This is a genomic window from Erythrobacter sp. 'gip.4 top 5', assembly GCF_056495765.1.
Genome location: NZ_CP200270.1, coordinates 507,951 through 530,228 on the forward strand (window position 1 = coordinate 507,951; position 22,278 = coordinate 530,228).

The window sequence follows — 22,278 nt, forward strand, 5'->3', positions numbered from 1 at the left end:
ATGGCGGTGCGCTGCGCGAATGGAAACCGGCATCTGTCCCGTGTTTCGCACCCTTGGTCATGACAACCCTTACCGGGCGAAAGCGGGTCGCGGGCCGATCGAAGCCGGAATGCGCAGGCAGATATCCGATTCACCCCGCAGCGCGATGGACTATCAGCGGCCGGCCATCGCCTTCACGCGCGCGAGATAAGTACGGCCGATCCGCAGCGCCTCGCCATTGACCAGTTCCGCCGACCACACGCCCAGCCCGTCATGGCGAAGCCCGCGGATGTGATCGCGGCGCAGAATCGTGGAGCGGTGGATGCGGATAAACTGTTCGGGATCAAGCCGATCTTCCAGCCCTGCGATGGTCTGAAGCAGCAGGTAGGACCGCCCGCTATCGGCGCCGCCGCCGACATGCAGGCGTACATAATCGCGCTCCGCGTCGATCTGGTGCACCTCGCTCACCGCAATGCGGAGCAATTCGGACCGGTGCGGCACCCACAATTCATCGAGATACCGGCTCGCCTTTTGACGACGCTGACCACGCCGCGCGACCGCACGTTCGATGGCGCGTTCCAGCCGGTCAGCCGAAACAGGTTTCAGGACGTAATCGACCGCTTCCAGATCGAACGCCTCGACTGCGAAGTGATCATGCGCGGTAACGAAGATCACCACCGGCGCTTTTGGCTGCGCGGCGAAATGGCGCGCCACCCCCAGACCGTCGAGTTCCGGCATAGTCATGTCGAGCAGCACCAGATCGGGTTCAAGCTTTTCCGCCAGCCTCAGCGCCGCCGCACCATCGCTCGCGGTGCCAACCACACGCACGGCCGGGATTTCGGCGCAGATAACCTGCACGCGTTCCACTGCAAGCGGTTCGTCATCGACGATCAGGGTGCGCAAAGGACCAGTTTCGGTGTGAGTCTCAGGCATGGTGGCTCTTTGGGCGGGTTATCTGTTGGCTTACGGGGCGCGAAAGCGGGATGCGGATCTCGCTGCGATAGCCGCCCGGCACGGCGGCGGAAACAAAGCCGATATCGGGGCCAAAGCGCGCTTCGAGCCGGTCCCGCACATTGGCAAGGCCGATGCCAAAACCATGCGCTGCACCCTGCGGAACACCGGGGCCATTATCGCTGACAGTGATCACCAGCCGGTCAAGCTCTTCACGCGCGGCAAGAGTGATGGTGATCTTGCGAGACACCGGCGAGACCGCGTATTTGACCGAGTTCTCCACCAAAGGCTGCAGGATCATGCCCGGCACCCGCGCCTCCTCCAGGTCCTCGGGCAGGTCGAATACACACACCAGCCGGGTCGGGAATCGCACCGCTTCGATATCGAGATACAACTTTTGCAGGTCAAACTCGTCCCGCAACGCCACATCGGAGGTGGGTTCATTGGCGAGCGAGTGGCGGTAGAAACGGCTGATCGTCTGGATCATCATCTCTGCCCGGTCGGCCTTGCCGGTCATCACCAGCGCCGACAGCGAATTGAGCGTGTTGAACAGGAAATGCGGGTTCACCTGGTAACGCAGGGACAGCAATTCGGCGGCCTTGGCGGCGGACCGGAACTGTTCTTCGCGTGCTTGCGCCGCGCGCGCCTGCACGCCCGCCAGCAAAGCAAAATAGGTCGAGGCCCAGGCCAGCAGCAAGAAGTAGCGCCCCAGCGCCACGTCGAGCAGCTTGCGCCAGAAATCAAAACTGGATTCGGCCGGCTCGATAATCACCGACTGGGTATCCGCGTCCCCCGCCAGCGCCGAGGCGCTATCGCGGCGCACCGGCACCTCCACCAAAAGGTTGCCGCTTTCATCGCGGCGCAGATTGAGGTTCATCTTCTGCGCATAGGCCTGATCCAGCGCCGCAGACATATCCTTGAACACCCAGTAATTCACCTGTCCGATTGCCAGGGCAACCGGTAGCGCCAGCGCAATCGCAGCCGAGATCTTGAGCCACAGCGCGCTGTTGTCGAACAGGCGCAACAACAGCCACAGAACAAGGGTCAGCAGGATGCCAGCCACCATGACCGCAGCCCGCCGCCAGCCGAGCGCGAACTGGATATCGAAATCGAGCACCAGGCTGCTGCGCAGTGTAGTGAGCACGAAATAGGTCGCCCACAGAACCACCATGGAAAACAGCACCGTGCGGAAAGACACGGTACCCACAGGCGCATCACAGGCGGCGTCGTTCATCGATCGGGTTGCCATTACGGCGGCCAGCGATACTCCCCCTGCCTGTAATACGCCATCGCCACGGGCGTTCATCGTCGGGCAGGGTCAGGCTTTGGTCGATTGATGAACCGCTGTTCAGACAGACGGTCGGGCCGACTACGCCGTCGGCTTGATCATCTCCGATGGCACGACCCACTGCGCAAACTGCGCCTCGGTCAGCAGGCCCAGTTCCAGCGCCGCTGCCTTCAGGGTTGTGCCTTCGGCGTGGGCTTTCTTGGCGATCTTGGCGGCGTTGTCATACCCGATATGCGGATTGAGCGCGGTCACCAGCATCAGGCTTTCGTTGAGCAACTGCGTAATCCGCTCCCTGTTCGGCTCGATGCCGACCACGCAATTGTCGGTGAAGGCGTGGGAGGCATCGCCCAGCAGCTTCATCGATTGCAGCACATTGTAGATCATCACCGGCTTGAACACGTTGAGTTCGAGATGCCCGTGCGATCCCGCGACCGTCACGGTCATGTGGTTGCCCATCACCTGCGCGGCGACCATCGTCATCGCCTCGCACTGGGTCGGGTTGACCTTGCCCGGCATGATCGAGGAGCCCGGTTCATTGGCGGGTAGGCTGAGTTCGCCAAGGCCCGAACGCGGGCCGGAGCCGAGCAGGCGGATGTCGTTGGCGATCTTCATCAGGCTGACCGCGAGCACATTCAACGCGCCCGAAATCTCCACCATCGCATCATGCGCGGCCAGGGCTTCAAACTTGTTGGGCGCGGTGACAAAGGCATGGCCGGTTTCGGCAGCGGCCTGCGATGCAAATTCTTCCGCGAACCCGACCTTGGCGTTGATCCCGGTGCCAACCGCCGTGCCGCCCTGCGCCAGTTCCAGCACGCGCGGCAGCGCCGCTTTAATTCGGGCGATGCCGTATTCGATCTGCTTGGCGTAGCCCGAGAACTCCTGCCCCAGCGTCATCGGGGTCGCATCCTGCAAGTGGGTGCGGCCGATCTTGACGATGTCGGCAAAGGCACGGGCCTTGTCGTCGAGCGCGCCGTGTAGCTTGGTCAGGGCCGGGATCAAATGATCCAGCGCCTCGGTCGCCGCGGCGATGTGCATGGCGGTGGGGAAGGTGTCGTTTGATGACTGGCACATGTTGCAATGGTCGTTGGGGTGCACCGGGGTCTTGCCGCCCTTGGTGCCGGTCAGCATCTCGTTGGCGCGGCTGGCGATCACTTCGTTGGCGTTCATGTTCGATTGCGTGCCGCTGCCGGTCTGCCACACCACCAATGGGAACTGGTCCGCCAGAGTCCCGTCGATCACTTCGCGCGCAGCGGCGACAATCGCCTCACCCAGTTTCGCGTCGAGCACGCCCAGCGCCATGTTGGCGCGGGCCGCTGCCAGCTTCTGGATTCCCAGCGCGCGCACCAGTGCAGGCGGCATCTTTTCGCCGCCGATGGGGAAGTTGACGATGCTGCGCTGCGTCTGCGCGCCCCAGTGGACGTGGGCCGGAACCGCCACTTCGCCCAGCGAATCGGTTTCGATCCGCACGTCTTCGTCCTTGGTGCCGCCATTGGGCTGCCCAGCTGTCGTCATGTCACTCATCGAAGCCATCCTTCATTAAGTCGAATACAATCCCGCAGGATCCGGCGCTTCCCTAAGCACCGGCGCGCGGCGAGGTCAAAGGCCTTGGAACCGTTGCGCGCCACGTTTAAGGAGGGGCTTGACGGGCTGTATTGCTTTCCTAATACAGTCAGGCACAGAGACGATGAGCACCATGACCACAAACATGCCCGACACCACCACCGCGCGCCGCGCCATGATCGATAGCCAGCTGCGTACCAGCGGGGTGAACGAGGAATATGTGCTGGCCCGGATGCTGGCCGTCCCGCGGGAGGATTTTCTCCCGGCGGAAAAAGCCGCTTACGCCTATACGGACCGGGCCGTGATGCTGGGAGCAGCGGGACATCTCGCCGCGCCGCTGTTCTATGGTAAGCTGCTGCTGGAAGCCGCGCCGATGCCCACGGACCGCGTGCTGGTGGTGGGCGGCGGCACGGAATATCTGGCGCAGTTGCTGCGTCCGCTGGTCGCCCATCTGGATGAAATCGATGCAAACGCGGCGGTCAGCGCAGCGGGCAAGGCCCGCTATTCACTGATCCTGATCGACGGCGCGATTGAACACCTGCCCGATGCCCTTGCGATGCACCTGGCCGATGACGGCCGGATCGTCACCGGCCTTGTGCTGCGACAGGTCACGCGTCTTGCCACCGGCCGCAAGGTTGCAGGCAAAGTCAATCTGCAACCGGTCGAAGATCTCGGCATTCCCGTGCTGCACGCCTTTGATGTCCCCAAAAGCTGGACCTTCGCGTGACGCGCACGCGCGCCTTGCCGGGTTGGGCCGGATCGGCGAGCCTGCTGGCGATCGGTGTGTTCAGCCTGGGGCTTGCCGCTCCTGCGCGGGCCGATAACCTGCGCGATGCGTTGGCCGCGGCTTACACCACCAACCCGACGCTGGAGGGCGCCCGTGCCAACCAGCGGGCCAATGATGAAAACGTGCCGATCCAGCGCGCGCAGGGCCTGCCATCGGCGGCGATCACCGCGACCCATATCGAATTCATCCAGCAATCGGCAAACTCCTTCACCGCGCCCGAGCGTAATTTGGGCGTGAATGCGCAATTGCTGGTGCCGGTCTATTCAGGCGGTGCGGTGCGCAACGGGATCGCCGCTGCCAAGGAACGGATCGAGGCGGGCCAAGCGGACCTGCGCAACTCGGAAAGCACGCTGTTTGCTCAGGTTGTTGCCGCTTACATGGACGTGCTGCGGACAGAATCGCTGGTGGCGCTGGCAACCAACAACGTCGCGGTGCTGCGGACCAATCTGGAAGCGACCAGCGATCGCTTTCAGATCGGTGACCTGACGATTACCGATGTCGCCCAATCGCGCGCACGCCTCGCCGTGGCCGAGGGCGATCTGCAGGGTGCCGAGGCGAACTTGATCGCTGCACGGGAAACCTACATTCGGATGGTCGGCAACGCACCGGGGGAGCTCGAAGCCCCGCCGCCGCTGCCCGGCCTGCCCGATAGCGTCAATGATGCCATCGTGACCGCGCTGGAGAACAACCCCAACCTCGATGCCGCCAAACAGCGCGCTCAGGCCGCCGGGTACGATACCAAGGTTGCAGGCTCTGGTCGGCTCCCCACTGTCGGCGTGTTCGTGAACGGCGATTACAGCGACTTCTTTGGCACACTGGGCGGTCCGATTGCAGCCGACTTCGCCCAGAGCGAAAAAACCGCCAATGCCGGCGTTCGCGTCACCATTCCTCTGTTTCAAGGCGGCCTTCCTGCCGCCCGTCAGCGCCAGGCCGGCGCGCGCGAATCCGCCGCGCTGGAGGATGTCATCGCTGCCGAGCGCAGCGTCGTCGCTGAAACCCGTGCGACCTATTCCAACTGGCTGGCCGCCAACGGCGTCATCAAAAGCTCGCAATCCGCCGTCGAAGCCGCAGAACTCAGCCTTGAAGGCGTGCGCGCCGAAAATTCGATCGGCAATCGCCAGATCCTTGATGTGCTCAACGCCGAACAGGAATTGGTTAATGCCCGCGCTCAATTGGTAACCGCGCGGCGCAACGCCTATGTTGCCGGTTTCAATCTGCTCGCGCTGATGGGGCGGGCCGAAGCGCGTGATCTGAACCTTGATGCAGGTGTACTCTACGATCCGGACATCAACGCCAAACGGGTCAGCAGCAAGCTATGGGACTGGGACCGCGACGCGCAAGCTGCACCGGAATCGACCAGAACCGTTGACATTCCGCCCGCCGACGCAAAAATCGGACCGCAATTGCTGCCCGGTGAGTGATCTGATCCCGATTCGGGACGCAACGGGCCAGCGGAAACGGGGCTGATGATGGCGCAGGACAACGAAGCATCGGTCGAGGAAATCCTTGAATCGATCAAGAAAGTGATCGCGCGCGACAATCGCGTGGGCGCCATGGAAGCACGGCGCCGGCGGATGCTGGTGACCGACGATCCCGAGGCCGAACCCGCGCCGCTTGCCCGGACCCATGTGGTGCGAAACGAGGAATTCGGCCAGGACGAAGTGCTCGATCTGTCGGAAATGGAATGCGATCCTGAGCCTTCGGCGCTGCCGCTGGGCGAAGGGGATGAAAGCCCGCTGATCGCCGACACCATGCGCGATGCGATGCAGGAAAACCTAGCCGCGCTGGCCATGCTGGCTGAACCGCCTGCACGTCCGCAGATCGTACGCTCGGGCGAAACTTCGCTTGAAGGGCTAGCCCGGGAAATGCTCCGCCCGATGCTGGCCGAATGGCTCGAAGCCAATTTGCCTGCGATGGTCGAAAACCTGGTGCAGGCGGAAATCGCCCGGATCGTCGGCAAGCGGCGGTAAGTCCACCCGCGGGACTGGCGCACGGCGGCAAGGCGAGCTAACCCCGCCGTCATGCGTAATATCCTTGCTTTCGGCGCCGTCATTGCCGCTGCCGCCTTCACCGTCCCGCTTGCCGCGCAGGATATTTCTGCACAAGATAACGCGACCGCCATTGCGGGCCTCTCCGCCCCGCCGATGACCGCCACAGACCTCGTCACCCTGCCGAGGCTTGGCGCGCCGGCCGTGAACGCAGATGGCACGGTGGCGGTATACAGCGTGACCACCACGGATCCTGACAGCCTGACGCGCACCCCTGCGCATTACCTGATCGACCTGACGATGCCGCGTGCGGCGGCAACTGCATTGCGCTTTGCCATCAGGCCCAGCGGCGTTGCGTTCGGACCTGAAGGACACCTCTATTTCCTCAGCAGCGAACATTCCGATGCGAGCGCGGCGCAGCGCACCCGGCTGTGGCGCGTTACGCTGGCGAAAGATGGCAGCATGGGCGCGCCGCAGGTGGTCGCGGACGCGCCCGATGCAGTCATTGCCGGTTTCAAACTCGCGCCCAATGGCAGCGCTGTCGCGCTTTGGGGTGAAGTGGCCCGCAATTGCCCCACCTTCGGCTGCGCGGATCGCACCCCGCCGCACCTTCCTGGCCCTGGCCCAAGCCCCGGCAACGGGCGGCTGTATGACGCAGAAGACGGCTTCGTGCGCCATTGGGACCGCTGGGCGACGCCCGGCACGCACAATCGCATCTTCACCTTCCCGCTCAAGGACGGAGTGGCGCAAGGGCCGGGCGTACCGGTCGATGGCATCGATCCGGCCACCGGAATCACCGCCGACACGCCGACCATGCCGTTCGGCGGCGGGGAGGAACTCGCCTTCGCGCCCGATGGCACCGCGCTGTATTTCACGGCGCGCCTGTCAAACATGTCGGAGCCGACCTCGACCAATCTCGACATTTACGTGGCCGACCTCACCGGCGCCGCTCCGAGCCTGTTGACGGCGGATAATCAGGCGACCGACACCACACCAGTGCCCTCGCCCGATGGCCGCTATCTGGCGTGGCTGGCGATGGACCGGCCAACCTACGAAGCCGACCGGCTATCGGTCCGCCTGATGGATCTGGCCGCCGGCACGGTGCGCAACCTGACGCAAACCACCGATCTGAGCTTTGGATCGCTGGCGTGGACCGCGGACGGCCAATCACTGATCGCCACCGCGCAAAAGGTGCTGGATACGCCCGCCTTCCAGATCGACACGAAGACCGGCAAGGTCACCGAACTCAACCTGATGGCAGGCAACGAAGCCCATATCGGCAATCTCGTGCCGCTGCCGGGTGGGCGGGCGCTGTTTACCCGCGATTCGCTGGGAAATCCGGCCGAGCTATTCCTGTCCGACGGGATGGGGCAGGCCCGCCCGATCACCGATGTCGCCACCACCCGCATGGGCGGGCTTGCCAGCATCATCACCCGCCGCTTCAGCTTTTCCGGCGCTGGCGGCGACACCGTGTGGGGCCAGATCACCCGGCTTGCCGATCAGGAGGGGCCGATCCCGGCCATCCTCTACATCCACGGCGGGCCGCAAGGCAGCTTCAACGACAGCTGGTCAACCCGCTGGAATCCGCGTGTCCTCGCCAGCCAGGGCTACGCCGTGATCTCGGTCGATTTCCACGGCAGCACCGGATACGGACAGGCCTTCACCGATGCAATCAATCGCGATTGGGGTGGCAAGCCGCTGGAAGACTTGCAGAAAGGCCTCGACGCTGCGTTGAGGCTTGATACCCAGATCGACGGCACCCGTGCCTGCGCCATGGGCGCAAGCTATGGCGGCTACATGGTCAACTGGATCGCCGGAAACTGGCCCGATCGCTTCAATTGCATCGTCCAGCATGACGGCTTGTTCGATATGCGCAGCTTCTATTATGCGACCGAGGAATTGTGGTTCCCGCGCTGGGATTTCGGCGGATCCTACAGCGAAGCGCGCGAAACCTATGAAAAGTGGAACCCGGTGAACCACGTCGACAAGTGGAAGACCCCGATGCTGGTCGTCACCGGCGAACAGGACTTCCGCGTCCCCTACACCCAAGGGTTGCAAAGCTTCACCGCCTTGCAGGAACGCGGCATCCCCGCGCAATTGCTGGTCTTCCCGACCGAGAACCACTGGGTGATCGGCGCGAAAAATTCGCTGCAATGGCACGACACCGTGTTCGCGTGGCTGAACCGCTGGCTGAAGCAGGACGCGCCTGAATGAGCCGGCAGGAACTGCTGTCAGCGCAAACCGCGCTTGCCAAGCATTACGGCGACCCGGCCAAGGGCAACGTGATCGAACGGCACATCATGCTGTGTGCCATTTCGGACAAGCAGAAGTGCTGTTCACGCGAAGCGGGTGAGGAGGCGTGGGGCTTCCTCAAAACCCGCTTGAAGGAATTGGGGCTGGTCGGTCCGCAACGCAGCGCGGACAGCGTCCGCGGCGCGGGCGGGGGCGTGCAGCGCAGCAAGGCCGATTGCCTGCAAATCTGCGCCGCAGGGCCGGTCGCGGTCGTGTGGCCGGACGGGGTCTGGTATCATTCGTGCAGCCCGGAGGCGCTCGAACGGATCATTCAGGAGCATCTGATCGGCGGCGTACCGGTGGAAGATTATCGCTTGAGGCCCGCGATCTAATCCTTCTTGGGCGACCAGAATTCGTCTTTGCCCGGCAGGTCATTATCAACCGATTCGTCGTGGCCTGTTCCGTTGCTGAGAAACACCAGGCCCATCAACCCACCGCCGAGCAACATCGTGAGGCTGATTCCCAGCGCCACGGCGATGTAGAAGTGCACGGAGATCATACCGTTATAGGCAAACAGCAGGCCCATCGCGATGGCCACCGTCAGGATCGTCGCGGCCAGCAGCAATTTCATGATCTGGCGATACCGCCCCCAGGCGTGGGCGGCATTTTCAGGATCATCGAGCGGGGATTTGCGTGTCATGCGACCGACATGGCGTGCGCTCGCCCGCTTGGCAACGCGCGAAAGGTGCAAGGGGCGATACATGCGATGCAAGCCAGCATTATGTGCGCTTGCGGGCAGATTCGCTTTTTCGCTGCGATCATGGCACTTTCCTGTCCTGAGAGAGAGGGAATCGTCATGACCATTGCCCGTATCATCGCCCAACGCGGCCCATCCGACATTATCGCCTGCGACGTTGCGACCCCGGTGGCGCAGGCTGTCAGCGTGCTGGCGAGCCAACGCATCGGCGCGCTGCCTGTGCTGCGCGATGGCAAGGTGGTCGGCATTATTTCGGAACGTGACGTGATTTACCGGCTGGCGGATCACGGCGGCCCCTGCCTTGATCTGCCGGTCGAACAGATCATGACCTCGCCCGCCGTAACGGTCGAGCCTTCGACCACCATCGACGAGGCGCTCGCGCTGATGACCCGCCGCCGGTTTCGCCACTTTCCGGTGGTCGAGGACGGGACGCTTATCGCCTTTATCTCGATCGGCGATCTGGTGAAGCACAAGATGGATGAAGTGCGACACGAGTCCGAGGCGCTGCGTAACTACATTCAGGCGGTATAATGCCTGCACACTGGCCGCTTGAGGAACGCCCCGGGAGGGCTTAGGTTAGAGTTATGAGCGCAGCGCCCCTGATCCTCACCCCGTCCGCCGCCAAACGCGTGGCTTTCATTGCGGCCAAGCAGTCGCGTCCGGCGATCTTGCGTCTGGCCGTGGAAGGCGGAGGGTGTTCGGGTTTCCAGTACAAGTTCGATCTGGCCGATGGGCCGGATACAGAAGACAGCATTTCGGAAACCGATGGCGTGAAGCTGGTGGTGGATCCGATGAGTCTGGATCTGATCGCGGGCAGCACCGTGGATTTCGTCGAATCGCTGGGCGGCGCGGCCTTCAAGGTTGAAAATCCGCAGGCCGCCGCCGGTTGCGGCTGCGGTGCCAGCTTCGGGATTTAGGTTAGACCCGGCCCGCGCTTTGCGGCATCAGGGCGATCATGAAAATCGCCACCTTCAACATCAACGGTATCAAGGCGCGGCTTCCGCGTCTGCTCGAATGGCTGGATGAAACCCGCCCTGCGGTTGCCTGCCTGCAGGAGATCAAGTCACAGGACGATGGTTTCCCCGCCGCCGATTTCGAGGCGCTGGGCTATGCCGCGATCTGGCACGGGCAGAAAAGCTTCAATGGAGTCGCGATCCTTGTGGATACGCGCGCGGGCTACACGCTTACCGAAGTGCAGCGCGGGCTGGGGATCGACGGGCCGAACGAAGGCGAGGGCGAACAGGCGCGTTATCTTGAGGCGGATGTTTCGGGCGTGCGGATTGCGTGTCTGTACCTGCCCAACGGCAATCCGCATCCGGGGCCCAAGTTCACCTACAAGCTTGCCTGGATGGAAACCTTGCGCGCCCGCATGGCGCAGATCTGGGCCGAGGAAGTCCCCGCGGTGGTGCTGGGTGATTTCAACGTGATCCCGGAAGATGACGACACCTGGTCGGTCAAGGCGATGCAGGATGATGCGCTGATGCAGCCGGGGTCACGCGCCGCCTATGCGCAGATGATGGCGGACGGATGGACCGATGCGCTTCGCACCCACAACCCGCGCGGCGGCGTGTGGACCTATTGGGATTATCAAGCCGGCGCCTGGCAGCGCGATCACGGCTTCCGGATCGATCATATATTGCTATCGCCCGAATGCGCCGACCGGCTCGAAGCCTGCGGTGTCGACAAGGCGCATCGCGGGCGGGAAAAGGCCAGCGATCACGCGCCTGTGTGGGTAAGACTTTCGCCGTAATCCTCGCCGCGCCTTTGTTGCCCTACCGCTGCGCTACTCGAGGGCGGTTCGCCCGCAGGGGCGAAGCGCGGAGCGGATCACCTGTAAAAAATATGCGTGTCGATCTGCGCGAGGCGCGTCTTGGTCCGGCTCCAGCTGGGGCGGACATAGCGGGCGTGGAAGAACACCGCGTTGCCGGCTTCCGATTCCCACAGGCCCTGATGCGCGATCTGAGCGACTGCGACAGCGCGATCCCACGCGGCCGTGCCAATACGGGGCGCGGGCATCCTGCTGCCGCGCATGAAGGAAAACTGTCCGGGCTGCGCCACAACGCCGCAATAGGAGCGGGGGAAGCGGCGATCTTCGGACCGGTTGATGATGACCTGTGCCACGGCCAACTGGCCCGCCAACGGTTCACCGCGCGCTTCGAAATAGACCGCGCCGGCCAGGCAGCGCATCTGTTCGTCCATCGGCGCGTCGGTATCGACCATGCCGACCAGTGCGGACAGCGATCCGGCTTCGGTCAGGATGGATTCGGGCGGCGCTTCGGGAAGCGCCAAAGGAAGGGGTTGCACGACCGGCTCGGACACGAAGGTCACGGACTCGGGAACCAGCTCGACCTGTTCAACCGGAACGGGAAGGGTCAGCTGTTCAGTGGCGGCTTGTGCCAGGGCGGCGGCGTTGCGGCCGCTGGGAAACATCGTGGTGGCGATGGCGAGGCCCGCAATCGCAAAAATCGTGGCAGTCTTGCGACTCATGTACTCAACCAATTGAGCGGTGAGCGAGCACAGACGCAGGATGGAACCTTTTCCAGACCAATACGGTTAGGGGGTTCAAGAAGCCTGCCGGCCGCTCCCCGTCTGCGTGCTGAAGGATGCGGCCGTATTGCCGCCCTGTCAGCCTGCGCGAGGAATTGAGCGGGGCCGTTAGCTTGGCTGACCTTTACGTCAACGCAAATCGTTGATGGCCGCGACGAACCGTTCAGGATCCGCGATGTCTACCTCAATCAGCCACAAATCGGGGTCCTGCTGCTGCCTGCGGGTCAAATACTCGGAAAATTCTTGTTGTTTTTCAGGTATTTCTTTTTTTGTGGCAACAAAAAGGCGGGATCCATCGCGCTGCGGCATTCTTTCGTAAAGCGCAGACCCTGCGCCGCGACACAGCATTACCAGAAGGATCGTCCCGGCATCACGCTCACCTTTGGCCAGCACCATGCCGTATCCCCCTTGCGACTCGGCAAGGCGCAGAAAGGCGCTGGCTTCGAGATGCGCAGGCAGGCGGCCTGTCATATCACAAGCATTTCACAGGCCGTCCGCGGCGTAACCCGGCAGGCTGGAGAGCGGGATGCGCGAGCGCATGAAGGTGCCGGTGCCGCGCCCGATCTCGTCCCCTTGCTCATCCACCAGCCGCGCTTCGGCGACGAACACCCGGCGCCGGCCGCTGACCCAGCGTCCTTCCGCGATCACCGTTCCGGCCCGCACGGGCTTGCTGAAGAACAGGTTGAAGCTGGTCGTCAGCAAAAACCGGTCAGTCACCAGCGAATTGGCGGCATAGAATGCCGCGTCGTCGAGCATCTTGAAATAGATCGTACCATGCGCCGCGCCCGCTGCGTGATAATCTTCAGGCGTTATCGTGAACCGCAGCCGTGACTGCCCTTCGCCTGCGATCGCGAGCGCGCTGGCAAACTTGGTGTTGACCGGAGCCGAGGCATAGAGCCGCTCGAGCGCGCGGTAATGCTGCTGCGCCCCGCTTGCCGAAGGAAATTCGTCACTGCCCGCCATGAAGGGTTCCGCGACAATCAGGCCGCGTCGCGCAGGAACTGAGTGGTCAGCAACGCATAGGCGGCGTCGGTATCGGGCGCATCGGCCAACATCTGGAGCAGCGTGTCATCGCGCGTCAGACGTGAGATCGCCGCGAGCGCGTGAAGATGCGTTGCCCCGGCATTTTCAGGCGAAACCAGTCCGCACACCAACGATACAGGGCGTGCGTCTGCCGATGCAAATTCAATCGGCGCTTCGAGGCGAATCAGCGCAAGCGAGGGGCGCCGCACGGTCTTTGAGCGACAATGCGGAATCGCCACCCCGCGTCCGAAACCGGTGCTGCCCAAGACTTCGCGTGCTTCAAGCGATTTCAGCACGTCCCCTTCGTTCAGCCCATAGGCTTCGCTCAAAAGCTGGGCCGTTCGTGCAAGGACCTTGGGCTTGGTATCGATCCGGGCAAACGCAATCGCTTGCGGTGAAAGATCCAGATTGACGTCCATGTCTGTGCAAATCCTGATTGCGCGTGCGCCGTGTCCTGGCGAAAATTCGCTCAGACCATGTCTATTAGAACATGGCCAGGAACGAGGCGGAGCCCCTCCTGCATCCGCCGCTTAAGCTTTCGAAATTCGCTGTAGGCCGTTACGGCAAGCGCGGTTCGAAGCCATATTTCGGCTCGACCCAACCGATCGACCCATCGGCCCTGCGATAAACCATATTATGCCGCCCGGTGCCAGCATTTTTGAAGAACAGCGCGGTGGTGTTGCGCAGGTCCATCATCATCACCGCATCGGCGACGCTGGCGGTGGGGATATCGACGCGAGTTTCCGCGATGACCAGCGGCGCATCGGCGATCACTTCGTCTTCTTCATCCTCCTCGACCGCGAAGATGGTGTAGGCGGCTTCTTCCTCGCCGCGCGCGTGATCGGCCTGTTGATGGCGGTCAGTCAGGCGGCGTTTGTAACGGCGCAACTGCTTTTCGATCTTGGCCAGCGCATCATCAAAAGCAACATGCGCGTCCTGCGCGGAGCCTTGCGCCTTCAGGATCAGGCCCTGCATCACATGGGTGACAATATCGCAGCTAAACGCGCTGGCCGGGGCTTTGCCGAAGGTGACGTGGCTGGACAGTGCCCGGTCGAAATACTTTTCGACGACCGTGGTGAGCCGGTCGGAAGCGTGCGCCTGAAGCGCTGCCCCGGTGTCCATCTGGTGGCCCGAAATCCGAATATCCATGTGGTGTAGTCCTCCTGTTCGAACTGAGGATCGAAGGTGATGATGTGAGCCTTGCGCCAAGGATTTCAGCGGGTCCAGATCGCGTCGGTAATTCCGCCGATGAAGGCGCGGTGACGGTCCAGCTCCTCCGGGCTGGCAACATGAGGCCGGGGTTCGCGCCGTGGCTTGTCGGCCACGGGCCGGTGCCAGGGTGCGTTGGCAGAGGGTGGGGCGGTCAGATCCGCTGCCGGATCGAGCGCGGTCAGCCCCAGTCCGATCTGGCGCCCGCCGGTCAGTTCGACATAGACCTGCGCCAGCAATTCGGCATCAAGCAATGCGCCATGCTTCACCCGGTGGCTCCGGTCGATCCCGTAACGGGTGCACAGCGCATCAAGGCTGAGTTTGGCACCGGGATGGCGCTTGCGGGCCAAGGCGACTGTATCAACCATCCGGTCAAGGCTGATCGGATCGTGACCGGCCCGTTCCAGCTCATTGTTGAGAAAGCCGAAATCGAACCCGGCATTGTGCGCGACCAAGGGCGAATCGCCAAGGAAGGCCAGCAATTCGATCGCCGTGTCGGCAAAACGCGGCTTGGTATACAGGAACGCGGCGCTAAGGCCGTGGACGCGCTCGGCCTCGGGCGGCATATCGCGATCGGGATTAAAATAGGCGTGAAAGCTGCGGCCCGTTTCGACCCGGCCGATCATTTCGATGCAGCCGATTTCCACCATCCGGTCCCCGGTCTTGGGATCAAGCCCGGTGGTTTCGGTATCGAATATCACTTCGCGTGTTGGGGCCGCCATTTGATCGACTATCTGCCCAAGTCCCGGCACTTGCAAGGGGCGCATTCCATCAAAATGGCGCAATCATAGGGACGCAATCAATCCGGCCACTTGAGCGCGGGTGTCTTCGAGGCTGGTGCCGGTGTCGATCACGTGATGCGCGCGCGTGCGTTTGTGTGAGTCATGGAGTTGCAGGTCGAAGATATGCGCGAACTTTTCGGGCGTCATACCGGGGCGGGCGAGCACGCGGGCGCGCTGGACGGGTTCGGGCGCGGAGACGACAAGGATCAGATCAACCGCCTCGTGCCCGCCGCGTTCGAACAGCAGCGGAATGTCGAACACCACGGCGCGCTTGTCATGATGGGCTTCAAGGAAGGCGGTGCGCCGTGCGGCCACGGCAGGGTGGACGATGGCTTCAAGCCGCGCCAGCGCCGCCTTGTCGGCAAAGACCTGCTGGCCCAGCCGCTCGCGGTCGACCCCGTCCGGCCCGGTCGATCCGGGGAAGGCCGCTTCGATGGCGGGCACAAGGTCACCGCCCGGCCCCTGAAGCCGGCGGACCTCGGCATCGGCATCGAAGACCGGGATCCCGGCGTCAGTGAACATGGCGGCGACCGTGGATTTGCCCATGCCGATCGAGCCGGTGAGGCCGATGATCTTGGGTTTGGTCATGCTGTGAGGATCGCGCGCAATTCGGCATCGTGTTCGCGCGGAGCGGGCTCACCGAAGAACCGTGCGAAGGCGACCGCTGCCTGCCCGATCAGCATGGACAGCCCATCGATGGTGCGAAAGCCCTTCGCCTGCGCGCCTTGCAGGAAGGGCGTATCGAGCGGAGCAGTGATGATGTCATAGGCGATGCTGCCGGGCGGGGCGTGGCTCCAATCGAAGGCGAGCGGAGGCTGCCCCTGCATTCCCAGCGACGAAGCGTTGATCACAAGATCGCAGCACCCTTCGCGATCATCGAAAGCAAAGTCGGTGGGATCGGCAAAGTGGGCAAGATCAATCGCGTGATGCTCACCCTTGGGCGCCAGTTCTTCGAGCAAGGCGCGTGCCTTGCCCGGATCGCGGCCCGCCACCACCAGTGTGAAGCCCTTGTCGGCCAACGCGGTGATGATTGCACGCGCTGCGCCGCCGGTGCCCATGATACGGGCCATGCGGTAATAGTGCGTCTCTGCCAGAGTGGGCGCAAGCGGCTCCAAAAACCCGCTTGCATCGGTGTTGAAGCCTGCCTGATCGCCTTTGGCCTCCGGCAGCACCGTGTTGACCGCGCCGATTCCCTTCGCAGTCGGGTCGACTTGATCGAGCAACGGCATGATCGCCTGTTTGTGCGGCATGGTGACGTTGCACCCGCGCCACAGGGGATCGGCACGCCGCACCGCAAGGTAATCGGCCAGCGCGCCGGGCGGCACATGACAGGCGCGATAATCCGCAGCGATTCCCAGTTTCTCCAGCCAGAAGCCATGGATCGCCGGGGACTTGGATTGCGCAATCGGGTCGCCAATCACTTCGGCATAGGGCCGGGTCATGCCAGCAACATCCCTTCCTCACGCAAAGCGTCAAGCAGAGGGATCAGCGGCATCCCGAGCACGGTGAATTGGTCACCCTCAATCCGGTCGAACAACTGCACCCCTGGCCCTTCGATCCGGAACGCGCCGACGGTATGGCTGATCGCGGGCCACTCAAGCGTCAGATAATGCGCGATAAAGTCTTCCGACAGAACACGCACATGAAGGTGCGCAATGCTGGCGTGGCTCCACGGGCACCCGGCCTCCAAACCGTCTGCCCGGACCAGGGCGGCGGCGCTGTGCAGCTCCATCACCTTGCCGGAGAAAAAACGCAGATGCTCGGCCGCGTCTTCCTCCGTGCGCGGCTTGTCAAACCGGCGCCCTGCACACACCACCAGCGAATCCGATCCCAGAACAAGCGTTTGCGGGTACAACAGCGCGACCGCCGCTGCCTTGGCAACAGCCAGCGCTTCAGCCACCTCGAAGGGCCCTGCGCCCGCAAGCCCGGCTTCGATCGCGCGCTCGTCAATATCGGCGGGAATGCTTTGATAGGCCACCCCGGCGGCATCGAGCATGGCCCGGCGCGAGGCAGATTTGCTGGCGAGGATCAGCGTTTTGGTCATATCGGCTTACCCACTCCGCCTTCGCTCGCAGGCTTGCGCTCACGCTCTTGCGCGAGCCGGATGATCGCGGCGGCCGTTTCCTCAATCGAGCGACGGGTGACGTCGATCACCGGCCAGCCATTATCGGCAAACATCCGGCGCGCAAACTGCAGCTCGGCCTTGACGAAGTCATTGTTGACATAGGCGGTTTCGGTCGCCTCATTCAACGATAACAAACGGTTGCGGCGGATCTGCACCAATCGTTCTGGAGACGTCGTCAGCCCTACCACCAGCGGGTGCCGCAACCTGTAAAGCGCCGATGGCGGCGGACTTTCCACCACCAGCGGGATATTGGCGACTTTGTAGCCGCGATTGGCCAGATAGATGCTGGTCGGGGTTTTGGATGATCGCGACACGCCCACCAGCATGATATCGGCCTCCTCCCAATCCTCGTGAGCAAGCCCGTCATCATGCGCGATGGTGTACTGAATCGCATCCACCCGCTTGAAATAGTCTTCGTCCATCGTGTGTTGACGGCCGGGGCGACCATGCGCCTCCTGTCCCAGCTGTGCTTCGAGCGATGCGGTCACCTGATCGAGCACCGGCACTGCGGGTAGCCCCAAATGGCGACAATGCTCCTCCAGCCGCTTGCGGGTTTCGGGATTCACCAGCGTATACAATACCAAGCCGGGATGCGCCGCCAGATCGGGCACGATCCGGTCAAGATGCTGCAACGAGCGCACCATCGGCCAAAAATGGCGGTTCACCGCCGGATTATCAAATTGCGCCAGCGCCGCCTTGGCGATCATTTCCAACGTCTCGCCGGTCGAATCCGATACAAGGTGAAGGTTGAGCGAGTTCATCATCCCTGGTCGCAGTTTCGCCACAGGGGCCTGTGGACAGAGCCGCGCATAAACCACGGGAGAAGAGGACTCACAAGCTGAGGATGAGTTTTCATGCCCGCTATCGGCCTTTTGACCGGGGTATTTGCGCACAGGGAACAAGTTTTGTCGACAGGCTGGGAAGAGTGGGGATAAAGCGCGCTTGACGTCCAATCGTTGCGGATTCGAAGGGGACTGGCGCGGCCGGGAAGGCTGGGGGTAATCGGGCAAGGGCCGGTAATTCCCACTATCCACAGGCCCAACAGACTCCATCAATCCTTTATAATTTGATTTGTTTTGTTCTAAGGAACCCTATGCCCGGTCCACTTCTCGATACGCTCAAAGGTGTCCGTCAGGACGTTGCTCCCGTGTGGCTGATGCGCCAAGCGGGGCGCTATCTGCCTGAATACAGGGAACTTCGCGCCGAAAAGGGCGGCTTCCTCGCGCTGGTTTACGACAGCGAAGCCGCTGCTGAAATCACCGTCCAGCCGATCCGTCGGTTTGGTTTTGATGGTGCGATCCTGTTTTCCGATATCCTGATCGTGCCGCACGCGATGGGGCAGGGGCTGACCTTTGCCGCCGGCGAAGGCCCGCATCTGGCGCCGACGCTACTGGAAGTCTCGCTCGATTCGTTCACCCCGGCATTCGATCGCTTCGATCCGGTCTATGAAACCGTGCGCCGCACCCGCGCGCTGATCGGGCCGGATGTGACGATGCTGGGCTTTGCGGGAAGCCCCTGGACGGTCGCGACTTACATGGTCGCCGGCGAAGGTTCGAAGGATCAAGGCCCGGCGCGGCTGCTCGCCTACCGGGATCCGGCGCACATGCAGGCGATCATCGACGCGATTATCGAGGTTTCGGTTACTTACCTGCGCGGCCAGATCGATGCCGGCGCCGAAGCCGTGCAGTTGTTCGATAGCTGGGCCGGAAGCCTCGCGCCTGACCAGTTCGAAAAGTGGGTGGTCGCGCCCAATGCGGCGATCACGGCCAAGCTCAAGGAAAGCCACCCCGATACGCCCGTGATCGGCTTCCCCAAGGGTTCGGGTGCGAAGCTCCCCGCTTATGCCCGTGAAACGGGCGTGGATGCCGTGGGCTTGGATGAGACGCTCGATCCCGCTTGGGCGCACGCCCATCTGCCGGCCGGTATGCCGGTGCAGGGCAATTTCGATCCCCTGCTGCTCGAAGCCGGTGGTCCGGCGGTCGCGGCGCGGGTCAAGACGATTACGGCGGCGTTTGAAGATCGTCCGCATGTCTTCAACCTTGGCCACGGGATCGGACAATTCACCCCGATTGCGCATGTCGAAGAATTGTTGGCTGCCCTGAGAAATCCCGGTTGAGGTTGATCTGATGCAAGAACTCCTGCTCTCGATCTATCAGTTCCTGAAAGCAGGCCATGTGATCTTCATGGTGTTCTGGCTGGCGGGGCTGTTCATGCTGCCGCGGCAGTGCATCTACATGCTCGATCATCTGCCCGGTTCGCCGGGGGAGGAAAAGTGGGCCACCCGGATGGGCAAGCTGCGCAGCATCATCCTGACGCCCAGCATGATCATTGTCTGGGTGCTGGGGCTCAGCCTCGCTTATGCTGGCGGTCATTTCGCCTTTGGCTGGCTCCACGCCAAGCTGGCGCTGGTTCTGGTGCTGACAGGCTATCATGGCTGGCTGGTGGGGAAGACCAAGAAAATGGCCCGCGGGGAGCGTCCGCTTTCGGAAAAGACGCTGCGGATGATTGGGGAGGTGCCCGGGATCCTGCTCGTACTGATCGTGGTGCTGGTCTATCTCAAACCGTTCTGAACCCGTTTTTGCGGCGCTGTTTGCGCCCATATTCGTGCCGCGCATTCGCAGATTGACCAACTGCGCGCACGGCACTACGTCCTGATCATCCACCCGGATAGCAGAGCCCACTCGAGGCTCCGCACACGGTCTGCTTTCTCCAAGCCCAGCCCTGCTACAGGGGCGCTGCCCGACACGGCGGTACTGACCATCCGGCCACTCTAAGACTTTCGGAAAACACGACACATGCATCTCAAAGACCTCAAGCGAAAGACCCCGGCCGAATTGGTCGCGATGGCGGAAGAACTGGGCGTCGAAGGCGCTTCGACCATGCGCCGCCAGGATCTGCTGTTCAGCATTCTGCGCGAACTGGCCGAGGACGAAGAATACGAAGAAAAGATCATGGGCATCGGCACCATCGAGGTGCTGCAGGACGGCTTCGGCTTCCTGCGCTCGCCCGAGGCGAACTACCTTGCTGGCCCCGATGATATTTACATCTCGCCCAATCAGGTCCGTCGCTGGGGCCTGCGCACGGGCGATACAGTCGAAGGCGAAATCCGCGCGCCGCGCGAAGGCGAACGCTATTTTGCGCTGACCACGCTGGCCAAGGTCAATTTCGACGATCCCGACGCGGTCCGCCTGCGCACCAACTTCGATAACCTGACGCCGCTTTATCCCGAACAGAAGCTGACGCTCGATACGCTCGATCCGACAGTAAAGGACAAAAGCGCCCGCGTGATTGATATCATCGCGCCGCAGGGCAAGGGCCAGCGCGCCTTGATCGTTGCTCCGCCGCGCACGGGTAAGACCGTGCTTCTGCAGAACATCGCCAAGGCAATCACTGACAACCACCCTGAGGTGTTCCTGATCGTCCTGCTGGTCGACGAACGACCCGAGGAAGTCACCGACATGCAGCGCAGCGTGAAGGGCGAGGTGATCTCCTCGACCTTTGACGAGCCTGCCAATCGCCACGTGCAAGTCGCTGAAATGGTCATCGAAAAGGCCAAGCGTCTGGTCGAGCACAAGCGTGACGTGGTGATCCTGCTCGATTCGATCACGCGTCTGGGCCGCGCTTACAACACTGTGGTCCCGTCATCGGGCAAGGTGTTGACCGGCGGTGTCGATGCCAATGCTTTGCAGCGCCCCAAGCGGTTCTTTGGTGCAGCGCGCAACATTGAGGAGGGCGGATCGCTCTCGATCATTGCCACGGCATTGATCGACACCGGCAGTCGGATGGACGAAGTGATCTTTGAAGAGTTCAAAGGCACCGGCAACTCGGAAATTGTGCTCGATCGCAAGGTTTCGGACAAGCGCATCTTCCCGGCACTGGACGTGGGCAAGTCCGGTACCCGCAAGGAAGAGCTGCTGGTGGACAAGGACAAGATGTCCAAGATGTGGGTGCTGCGCCGCATCCTGATGCAGATGGGCACCGTAGATTCGATGGAATTCCTGCTCGACAAGATGAAGGATTCCAAGACCAACGAGGACTTCTTTGCGACGATGAATCAATAAGATAGAAAGCAATGCGGGCTTTGGGGTCAGCCCGGAAAAGTGGTCAGGAAAACTGACCAAAAGGGATGGGAAACGTGCTTAGCCAATATCTCTATATCAGCACCGCGCCGACCTTGCCGCGTGAGGAAGTGGACGCAATCCTCTCTGCCAGCGCCCGCAACAATCCCGCGCGCGGCATCACGGGTCTGCTGCTGTTCAACGGCCGCAACTTCCTCCAGCTGCTCGAAGGCGAAGAAGCGGCGGTGGCCGGGTTGATGGCAACGATCACCGCTGATCCGCGCCACAGCGGCGTTTCCGTGCTTGATCGGCGGGGCATTGCAACACGCACCTGTCCTGACTGGGCGATGAAGCGGGTGATTATCGCTGAGAGCATCGAAAGCCGGCGGGACATGCTGGAGCGCGATTTGCCAGAGGCTCTGGACCCTGAACTGCGCAAGATGATCGTCAATTTCGCGGTGCTGAACTAGTCTCTCCGTACAATCCCGCAGGCCGGTGATACGATCTGATATGATGCGACGCTCTATTCCTCACGCTGCAGCATGGAGGAATGGGCAATGCGCAGGATCATCTATCACAGCAAAGCAGCGCCAGACATGGACCGGGCGGAGCTGTTCCGGCTTGTCTATCATGCCCGCGTTGCGAACGAACGGCAGGGGCTGAGTGGATTTCTGTTGTTCGTGGAGGATCGCTTCCTGCAGGTGCTGGAAGGCGAGGCCTTCTCGTTATCGGCTACCTTTGAAAAGATCCGCCGTGATGTACGGCATGGCGGGGTGCAGATCATTGATGAAAGATCCATTCCCGCACCGATCTTCGGTGCCTGGCGGATGCGCTGTTTAGAGGACGCCTGTTTCGCCGATGCGCTCGAAGCGATCGCGCGAGAGGCCTGTGGGCCGGTTCCAGCCTATGTCGAAGCCGCCATGCGCACTTTTTTTCAAGCGGAGCAGGAACGGCTCACCCGGCGGCGTATGATCCGGGTCTGAAACCGTACC

General features: G+C 62.4%; 27 protein-coding genes. 13 read left to right on the top strand and 14 right to left on the bottom strand.

The window, feature by feature from the left end; all coding sequences use genetic code 11:
- Positions 1–153: 153 nt before the first annotated feature.
- The 3 genes from ACRANW_RS02455 to fumC form a co-directional block, all read right to left on the bottom strand.
- The gene (locus ACRANW_RS02455; RefSeq protein ID WP_479432981.1) at positions 154–912 is read right to left on the bottom strand and encodes a LytR/AlgR family response regulator transcription factor; all 759 of its coding nucleotides are present in this window, start codon (positions 910–912) and stop codon (positions 154–156) included.
- Positions 905–2,236 (bottom strand): sensor histidine kinase, encoded by a 1,332-nt coding sequence (locus ACRANW_RS02460; RefSeq protein ID WP_479432982.1) that lies wholly within the window; start codon positions 2,234–2,236, stop codon positions 905–907. Before ACRANW_RS02460 ends, ACRANW_RS02455 begins: the two co-directional genes overlap by 8 nt.
- A gap of 63 nt (positions 2,237–2,299) precedes the next feature.
- A complete protein-coding gene (gene fumC / locus ACRANW_RS02465; protein WP_479432983.1) occupies positions 2,300–3,739 on the bottom strand; it encodes a class II fumarate hydratase in 1,440 nt (479 codons plus the stop codon).
- A gap of 172 nt (positions 3,740–3,911) precedes the next feature.
- Between fumC and ACRANW_RS02470 the strand changes: the two genes are divergently transcribed.
- The 5 genes from ACRANW_RS02470 to ACRANW_RS02490 are packed head-to-tail and all read left to right on the top strand — an operon-like array spanning position 3,912 to position 9,177.
- Positions 3,912–4,505, top strand: a complete 594-nt coding sequence (locus ACRANW_RS02470; protein ID WP_479432984.1) for a protein-L-isoaspartate O-methyltransferase family protein — start codon at positions 3,912–3,914, stop codon at positions 4,503–4,505.
- Positions 4,502–5,986, top strand: coding sequence for a TolC family outer membrane protein (locus ACRANW_RS02475; protein ID WP_479432985.1), 1,485 nt, complete (start codon positions 4,502–4,504; stop codon positions 5,984–5,986). Before ACRANW_RS02470 ends, ACRANW_RS02475 begins: the two co-directional genes overlap by 4 nt.
- 48 nt (positions 5,987–6,034) lie before the next feature.
- Positions 6,035–6,535, top strand: coding sequence for a DUF2497 domain-containing protein (locus ACRANW_RS02480; RefSeq protein WP_479433992.1), 501 nt, complete (start codon positions 6,035–6,037; stop codon positions 6,533–6,535).
- A 51-nt stretch (positions 6,536–6,586) separates the two neighbouring features.
- On the top strand, positions 6,587–8,767 hold the full coding sequence (locus tag ACRANW_RS02485) for a prolyl oligopeptidase family serine peptidase (RefSeq protein WP_479432986.1): 2,181 nt from the start codon (positions 6,587–6,589) through the stop codon (positions 8,765–8,767).
- A complete protein-coding gene (locus ACRANW_RS02490; RefSeq protein WP_479432987.1) occupies positions 8,764–9,177 on the top strand; it encodes a (2Fe-2S) ferredoxin domain-containing protein in 414 nt (137 codons plus the stop codon). Before ACRANW_RS02485 ends, ACRANW_RS02490 begins: the two co-directional genes overlap by 4 nt.
- Here ACRANW_RS02490 and ACRANW_RS02495 read toward each other — a convergent pair.
- Positions 9,174–9,485: a hypothetical protein gene (locus ACRANW_RS02495; protein WP_479432988.1), complete on the bottom strand. Its 312-nt coding sequence runs from the start codon at positions 9,483–9,485 to the stop codon at positions 9,174–9,176. The genes ACRANW_RS02490 and ACRANW_RS02495 overlap by 4 nt on opposite strands.
- Positions 9,486–9,641: 156 nt before the next feature.
- On the opposite strand from ACRANW_RS02495, the gene ACRANW_RS02500 reads away from it, so the two are divergent.
- Genes ACRANW_RS02500 through xth form a run of 3 tightly spaced genes read left to right on the top strand, consistent with a single transcriptional unit; the run spans position 9,642 to position 11,292 of the window.
- Positions 9,642–10,073 carry a CBS domain-containing protein gene (locus ACRANW_RS02500; RefSeq protein WP_479432989.1) on the top strand — a complete coding sequence of 144 codons (432 nt, stop codon included), beginning with the start codon at positions 9,642–9,644 and terminating at the stop codon, positions 10,071–10,073.
- Positions 10,074–10,126: 53 nt separating this feature from the next.
- The gene (locus tag ACRANW_RS02505) at positions 10,127–10,459 is read left to right on the top strand and encodes a HesB/IscA family protein (protein WP_479432990.1); all 333 of its coding nucleotides are present in this window, start codon (positions 10,127–10,129) and stop codon (positions 10,457–10,459) included.
- Positions 10,460–10,497: 38 nt separating this feature from the next.
- Positions 10,498–11,292 carry an exodeoxyribonuclease III gene (gene xth / locus ACRANW_RS02510; protein ID WP_479432991.1) on the top strand — a complete coding sequence of 265 codons (795 nt, stop codon included), beginning with the start codon at positions 10,498–10,500 and terminating at the stop codon, positions 11,290–11,292.
- Positions 11,293–11,369: 77 nt separating this feature from the next.
- Here the strand turns inward: xth and ACRANW_RS02515 are convergent, their stop codons facing one another.
- From ACRANW_RS02515 to ACRANW_RS02560, 10 genes are all read right to left on the bottom strand, one after another.
- A complete protein-coding gene (locus ACRANW_RS02515) occupies positions 11,370–12,029 on the bottom strand; it encodes a cell wall hydrolase (RefSeq protein ID WP_479432992.1) in 660 nt (219 codons plus the stop codon).
- A gap of 189 nt (positions 12,030–12,218) precedes the next feature.
- Entirely contained in the window at positions 12,219–12,560 is a 342-nt protein-coding gene (locus ACRANW_RS02520; protein ID WP_479432993.1) for a DUF1491 family protein, read from the bottom strand.
- Between the two features lie 12 nt (positions 12,561–12,572).
- On the bottom strand, positions 12,573–13,052 hold the full coding sequence (locus tag ACRANW_RS02525; RefSeq protein WP_479432994.1) for a PaaI family thioesterase: 480 nt from the start codon (positions 13,050–13,052) through the stop codon (positions 12,573–12,575).
- 17 nt (positions 13,053–13,069) lie between these two features.
- The gene (locus tag ACRANW_RS02530) at positions 13,070–13,531 is read right to left on the bottom strand and encodes a PTS sugar transporter subunit IIA (protein WP_479432995.1); all 462 of its coding nucleotides are present in this window, start codon (positions 13,529–13,531) and stop codon (positions 13,070–13,072) included.
- Between the two features lie 139 nt (positions 13,532–13,670).
- Positions 13,671–14,261 (bottom strand): ribosome hibernation-promoting factor, HPF/YfiA family, encoded by a 591-nt coding sequence (hpf, locus tag ACRANW_RS02535; protein ID WP_479432996.1) that lies wholly within the window; start codon positions 14,259–14,261, stop codon positions 13,671–13,673.
- A gap of 65 nt (positions 14,262–14,326) precedes the next feature.
- On the bottom strand, positions 14,327–15,043 hold the full coding sequence (gene dnaQ / locus ACRANW_RS02540; RefSeq protein WP_479432997.1) for a DNA polymerase III subunit epsilon: 717 nt from the start codon (positions 15,041–15,043) through the stop codon (positions 14,327–14,329).
- A 63-nt stretch (positions 15,044–15,106) separates the two neighbouring features.
- Complete coding sequence (coaE, locus tag ACRANW_RS02545) at positions 15,107–15,691, bottom strand: dephospho-CoA kinase (protein ID WP_479432998.1); 585 nt, start codon at positions 15,689–15,691, stop codon at positions 15,107–15,109.
- The gene (locus ACRANW_RS02550) at positions 15,688–16,545 is read right to left on the bottom strand and encodes a shikimate dehydrogenase family protein (RefSeq protein WP_479432999.1); all 858 of its coding nucleotides are present in this window, start codon (positions 16,543–16,545) and stop codon (positions 15,688–15,690) included. Before ACRANW_RS02550 ends, coaE begins: the two co-directional genes overlap by 4 nt.
- Positions 16,542–17,147 (bottom strand): Maf family protein, encoded by a 606-nt coding sequence (locus ACRANW_RS02555; RefSeq protein ID WP_479433000.1) that lies wholly within the window; start codon positions 17,145–17,147, stop codon positions 16,542–16,544. Before ACRANW_RS02555 ends, ACRANW_RS02550 begins: the two co-directional genes overlap by 4 nt.
- The gene (locus tag ACRANW_RS02560; protein WP_479433993.1) at positions 17,144–17,989 is read right to left on the bottom strand and encodes a pyruvate, water dikinase regulatory protein; all 846 of its coding nucleotides are present in this window, start codon (positions 17,987–17,989) and stop codon (positions 17,144–17,146) included. The genes ACRANW_RS02555 and ACRANW_RS02560 overlap by 4 nt, the downstream gene beginning before the upstream one ends.
- Before the next feature lie 332 nt (positions 17,990–18,321).
- Between ACRANW_RS02560 and hemE the strand changes: the two genes are divergently transcribed.
- The 5 genes from hemE (at position 18,322) to ACRANW_RS02585 (ending at position 22,269) form a co-directional block, all read left to right on the top strand.
- Positions 18,322–19,344, top strand: coding sequence for a uroporphyrinogen decarboxylase (hemE, locus tag ACRANW_RS02565; RefSeq protein ID WP_479433001.1), 1,023 nt, complete (start codon positions 18,322–18,324; stop codon positions 19,342–19,344).
- Between the two features lie 10 nt (positions 19,345–19,354).
- Entirely contained in the window at positions 19,355–19,798 is a 444-nt protein-coding gene (locus ACRANW_RS02570; RefSeq protein WP_479433002.1) for a CopD family protein, read from the top strand.
- A 225-nt stretch (positions 19,799–20,023) separates the two neighbouring features.
- Complete coding sequence (rho, locus tag ACRANW_RS02575) at positions 20,024–21,289, top strand: transcription termination factor Rho (RefSeq protein ID WP_479433003.1); 1,266 nt, start codon at positions 20,024–20,026, stop codon at positions 21,287–21,289.
- Between the two features lie 65 nt (positions 21,290–21,354).
- The gene (locus ACRANW_RS02580) at positions 21,355–21,756 is read left to right on the top strand and encodes a BLUF domain-containing protein (protein WP_479433004.1); all 402 of its coding nucleotides are present in this window, start codon (positions 21,355–21,357) and stop codon (positions 21,754–21,756) included.
- A gap of 87 nt (positions 21,757–21,843) precedes the next feature.
- The gene (locus ACRANW_RS02585; RefSeq protein ID WP_479433005.1) at positions 21,844–22,269 is read left to right on the top strand and encodes a BLUF domain-containing protein; all 426 of its coding nucleotides are present in this window, start codon (positions 21,844–21,846) and stop codon (positions 22,267–22,269) included.
- The last annotated feature ends 9 nt before the right edge of the window (positions 22,270–22,278 follow it).

Excerpts from the sequence above, each read along its gene's own strand:
- ACRANW_RS02455 (WP_479432981.1), bottom strand. The coding sequence starts at position 912 with ATGCCTGAGACTCACACCGAAACTGGTCCTTTGCGCACCCTGATCGTC.
- ACRANW_RS02460 (WP_479432982.1), bottom strand. The coding sequence starts at position 2,236 with ATGAACGCCCGTGGCGATGGCGTATTACAGGCAGGGGGAGTATCGCTG.
- fumC (WP_479432983.1), bottom strand. The coding sequence starts at position 3,739 with ATGAGTGACATGACGACAGCTGGGCAGCCCAATGGCGGCACCAAGGAC.
- ACRANW_RS02470 (WP_479432984.1), top strand. The coding sequence starts at position 3,912 with ATGACCACAAACATGCCCGACACCACCACCGCGCGCCGCGCCATGATC.
- ACRANW_RS02480 (WP_479433992.1), top strand. The coding sequence starts at position 6,035 with ATGGCGCAGGACAACGAAGCATCGGTCGAGGAAATCCTTGAATCGATC.
- ACRANW_RS02485 (WP_479432986.1), top strand. The coding sequence starts at position 6,587 with ATGCGTAATATCCTTGCTTTCGGCGCCGTCATTGCCGCTGCCGCCTTC.
- ACRANW_RS02490 (WP_479432987.1), top strand. The coding sequence starts at position 8,764 with ATGAGCCGGCAGGAACTGCTGTCAGCGCAAACCGCGCTTGCCAAGCAT.
- ACRANW_RS02495 (WP_479432988.1), bottom strand. The coding sequence starts at position 9,485 with ATGACACGCAAATCCCCGCTCGATGATCCTGAAAATGCCGCCCACGCC.
- ACRANW_RS02500 (WP_479432989.1), top strand. The coding sequence starts at position 9,642 with ATGACCATTGCCCGTATCATCGCCCAACGCGGCCCATCCGACATTATC.
- ACRANW_RS02505 (WP_479432990.1), top strand. The coding sequence starts at position 10,127 with ATGAGCGCAGCGCCCCTGATCCTCACCCCGTCCGCCGCCAAACGCGTG.
- xth (WP_479432991.1), top strand. The coding sequence starts at position 10,498 with ATGAAAATCGCCACCTTCAACATCAACGGTATCAAGGCGCGGCTTCCG.
- ACRANW_RS02515 (WP_479432992.1), bottom strand. The coding sequence starts at position 12,029 with ATGAGTCGCAAGACTGCCACGATTTTTGCGATTGCGGGCCTCGCCATC.
- ACRANW_RS02520 (WP_479432993.1), bottom strand. The coding sequence starts at position 12,560 with ATGACAGGCCGCCTGCCTGCGCATCTCGAAGCCAGCGCCTTTCTGCGC.
- ACRANW_RS02525 (WP_479432994.1), bottom strand. The coding sequence starts at position 13,052 with ATGGCGGGCAGTGACGAATTTCCTTCGGCAAGCGGGGCGCAGCAGCAT.
- ACRANW_RS02530 (WP_479432995.1), bottom strand. The coding sequence starts at position 13,531 with ATGGACGTCAATCTGGATCTTTCACCGCAAGCGATTGCGTTTGCCCGG.
- hpf (WP_479432996.1), bottom strand. The coding sequence starts at position 14,261 with ATGGATATTCGGATTTCGGGCCACCAGATGGACACCGGGGCAGCGCTT.
- dnaQ (WP_479432997.1), bottom strand. The coding sequence starts at position 15,043 with ATGGCGGCCCCAACACGCGAAGTGATATTCGATACCGAAACCACCGGG.
- coaE (WP_479432998.1), bottom strand. The coding sequence starts at position 15,691 with ATGACCAAACCCAAGATCATCGGCCTCACCGGCTCGATCGGCATGGGC.
- ACRANW_RS02550 (WP_479432999.1), bottom strand. The coding sequence starts at position 16,545 with ATGACCCGGCCCTATGCCGAAGTGATTGGCGACCCGATTGCGCAATCC.
- ACRANW_RS02555 (WP_479433000.1), bottom strand. The coding sequence starts at position 17,147 with ATGACCAAAACGCTGATCCTCGCCAGCAAATCTGCCTCGCGCCGGGCC.
- ACRANW_RS02560 (WP_479433993.1), bottom strand. The coding sequence starts at position 17,989 with ATGAACTCGCTCAACCTTCACCTTGTATCGGATTCGACCGGCGAGACG.
- hemE (WP_479433001.1), top strand. The coding sequence starts at position 18,322 with ATGCCCGGTCCACTTCTCGATACGCTCAAAGGTGTCCGTCAGGACGTT.
- ACRANW_RS02570 (WP_479433002.1), top strand. The coding sequence starts at position 19,355 with ATGCAAGAACTCCTGCTCTCGATCTATCAGTTCCTGAAAGCAGGCCAT.
- rho (WP_479433003.1), top strand. The coding sequence starts at position 20,024 with ATGCATCTCAAAGACCTCAAGCGAAAGACCCCGGCCGAATTGGTCGCG.
- ACRANW_RS02580 (WP_479433004.1), top strand. The coding sequence starts at position 21,355 with ATGGGAAACGTGCTTAGCCAATATCTCTATATCAGCACCGCGCCGACC.
- ACRANW_RS02585 (WP_479433005.1), top strand. The coding sequence starts at position 21,844 with ATGCGCAGGATCATCTATCACAGCAAAGCAGCGCCAGACATGGACCGG.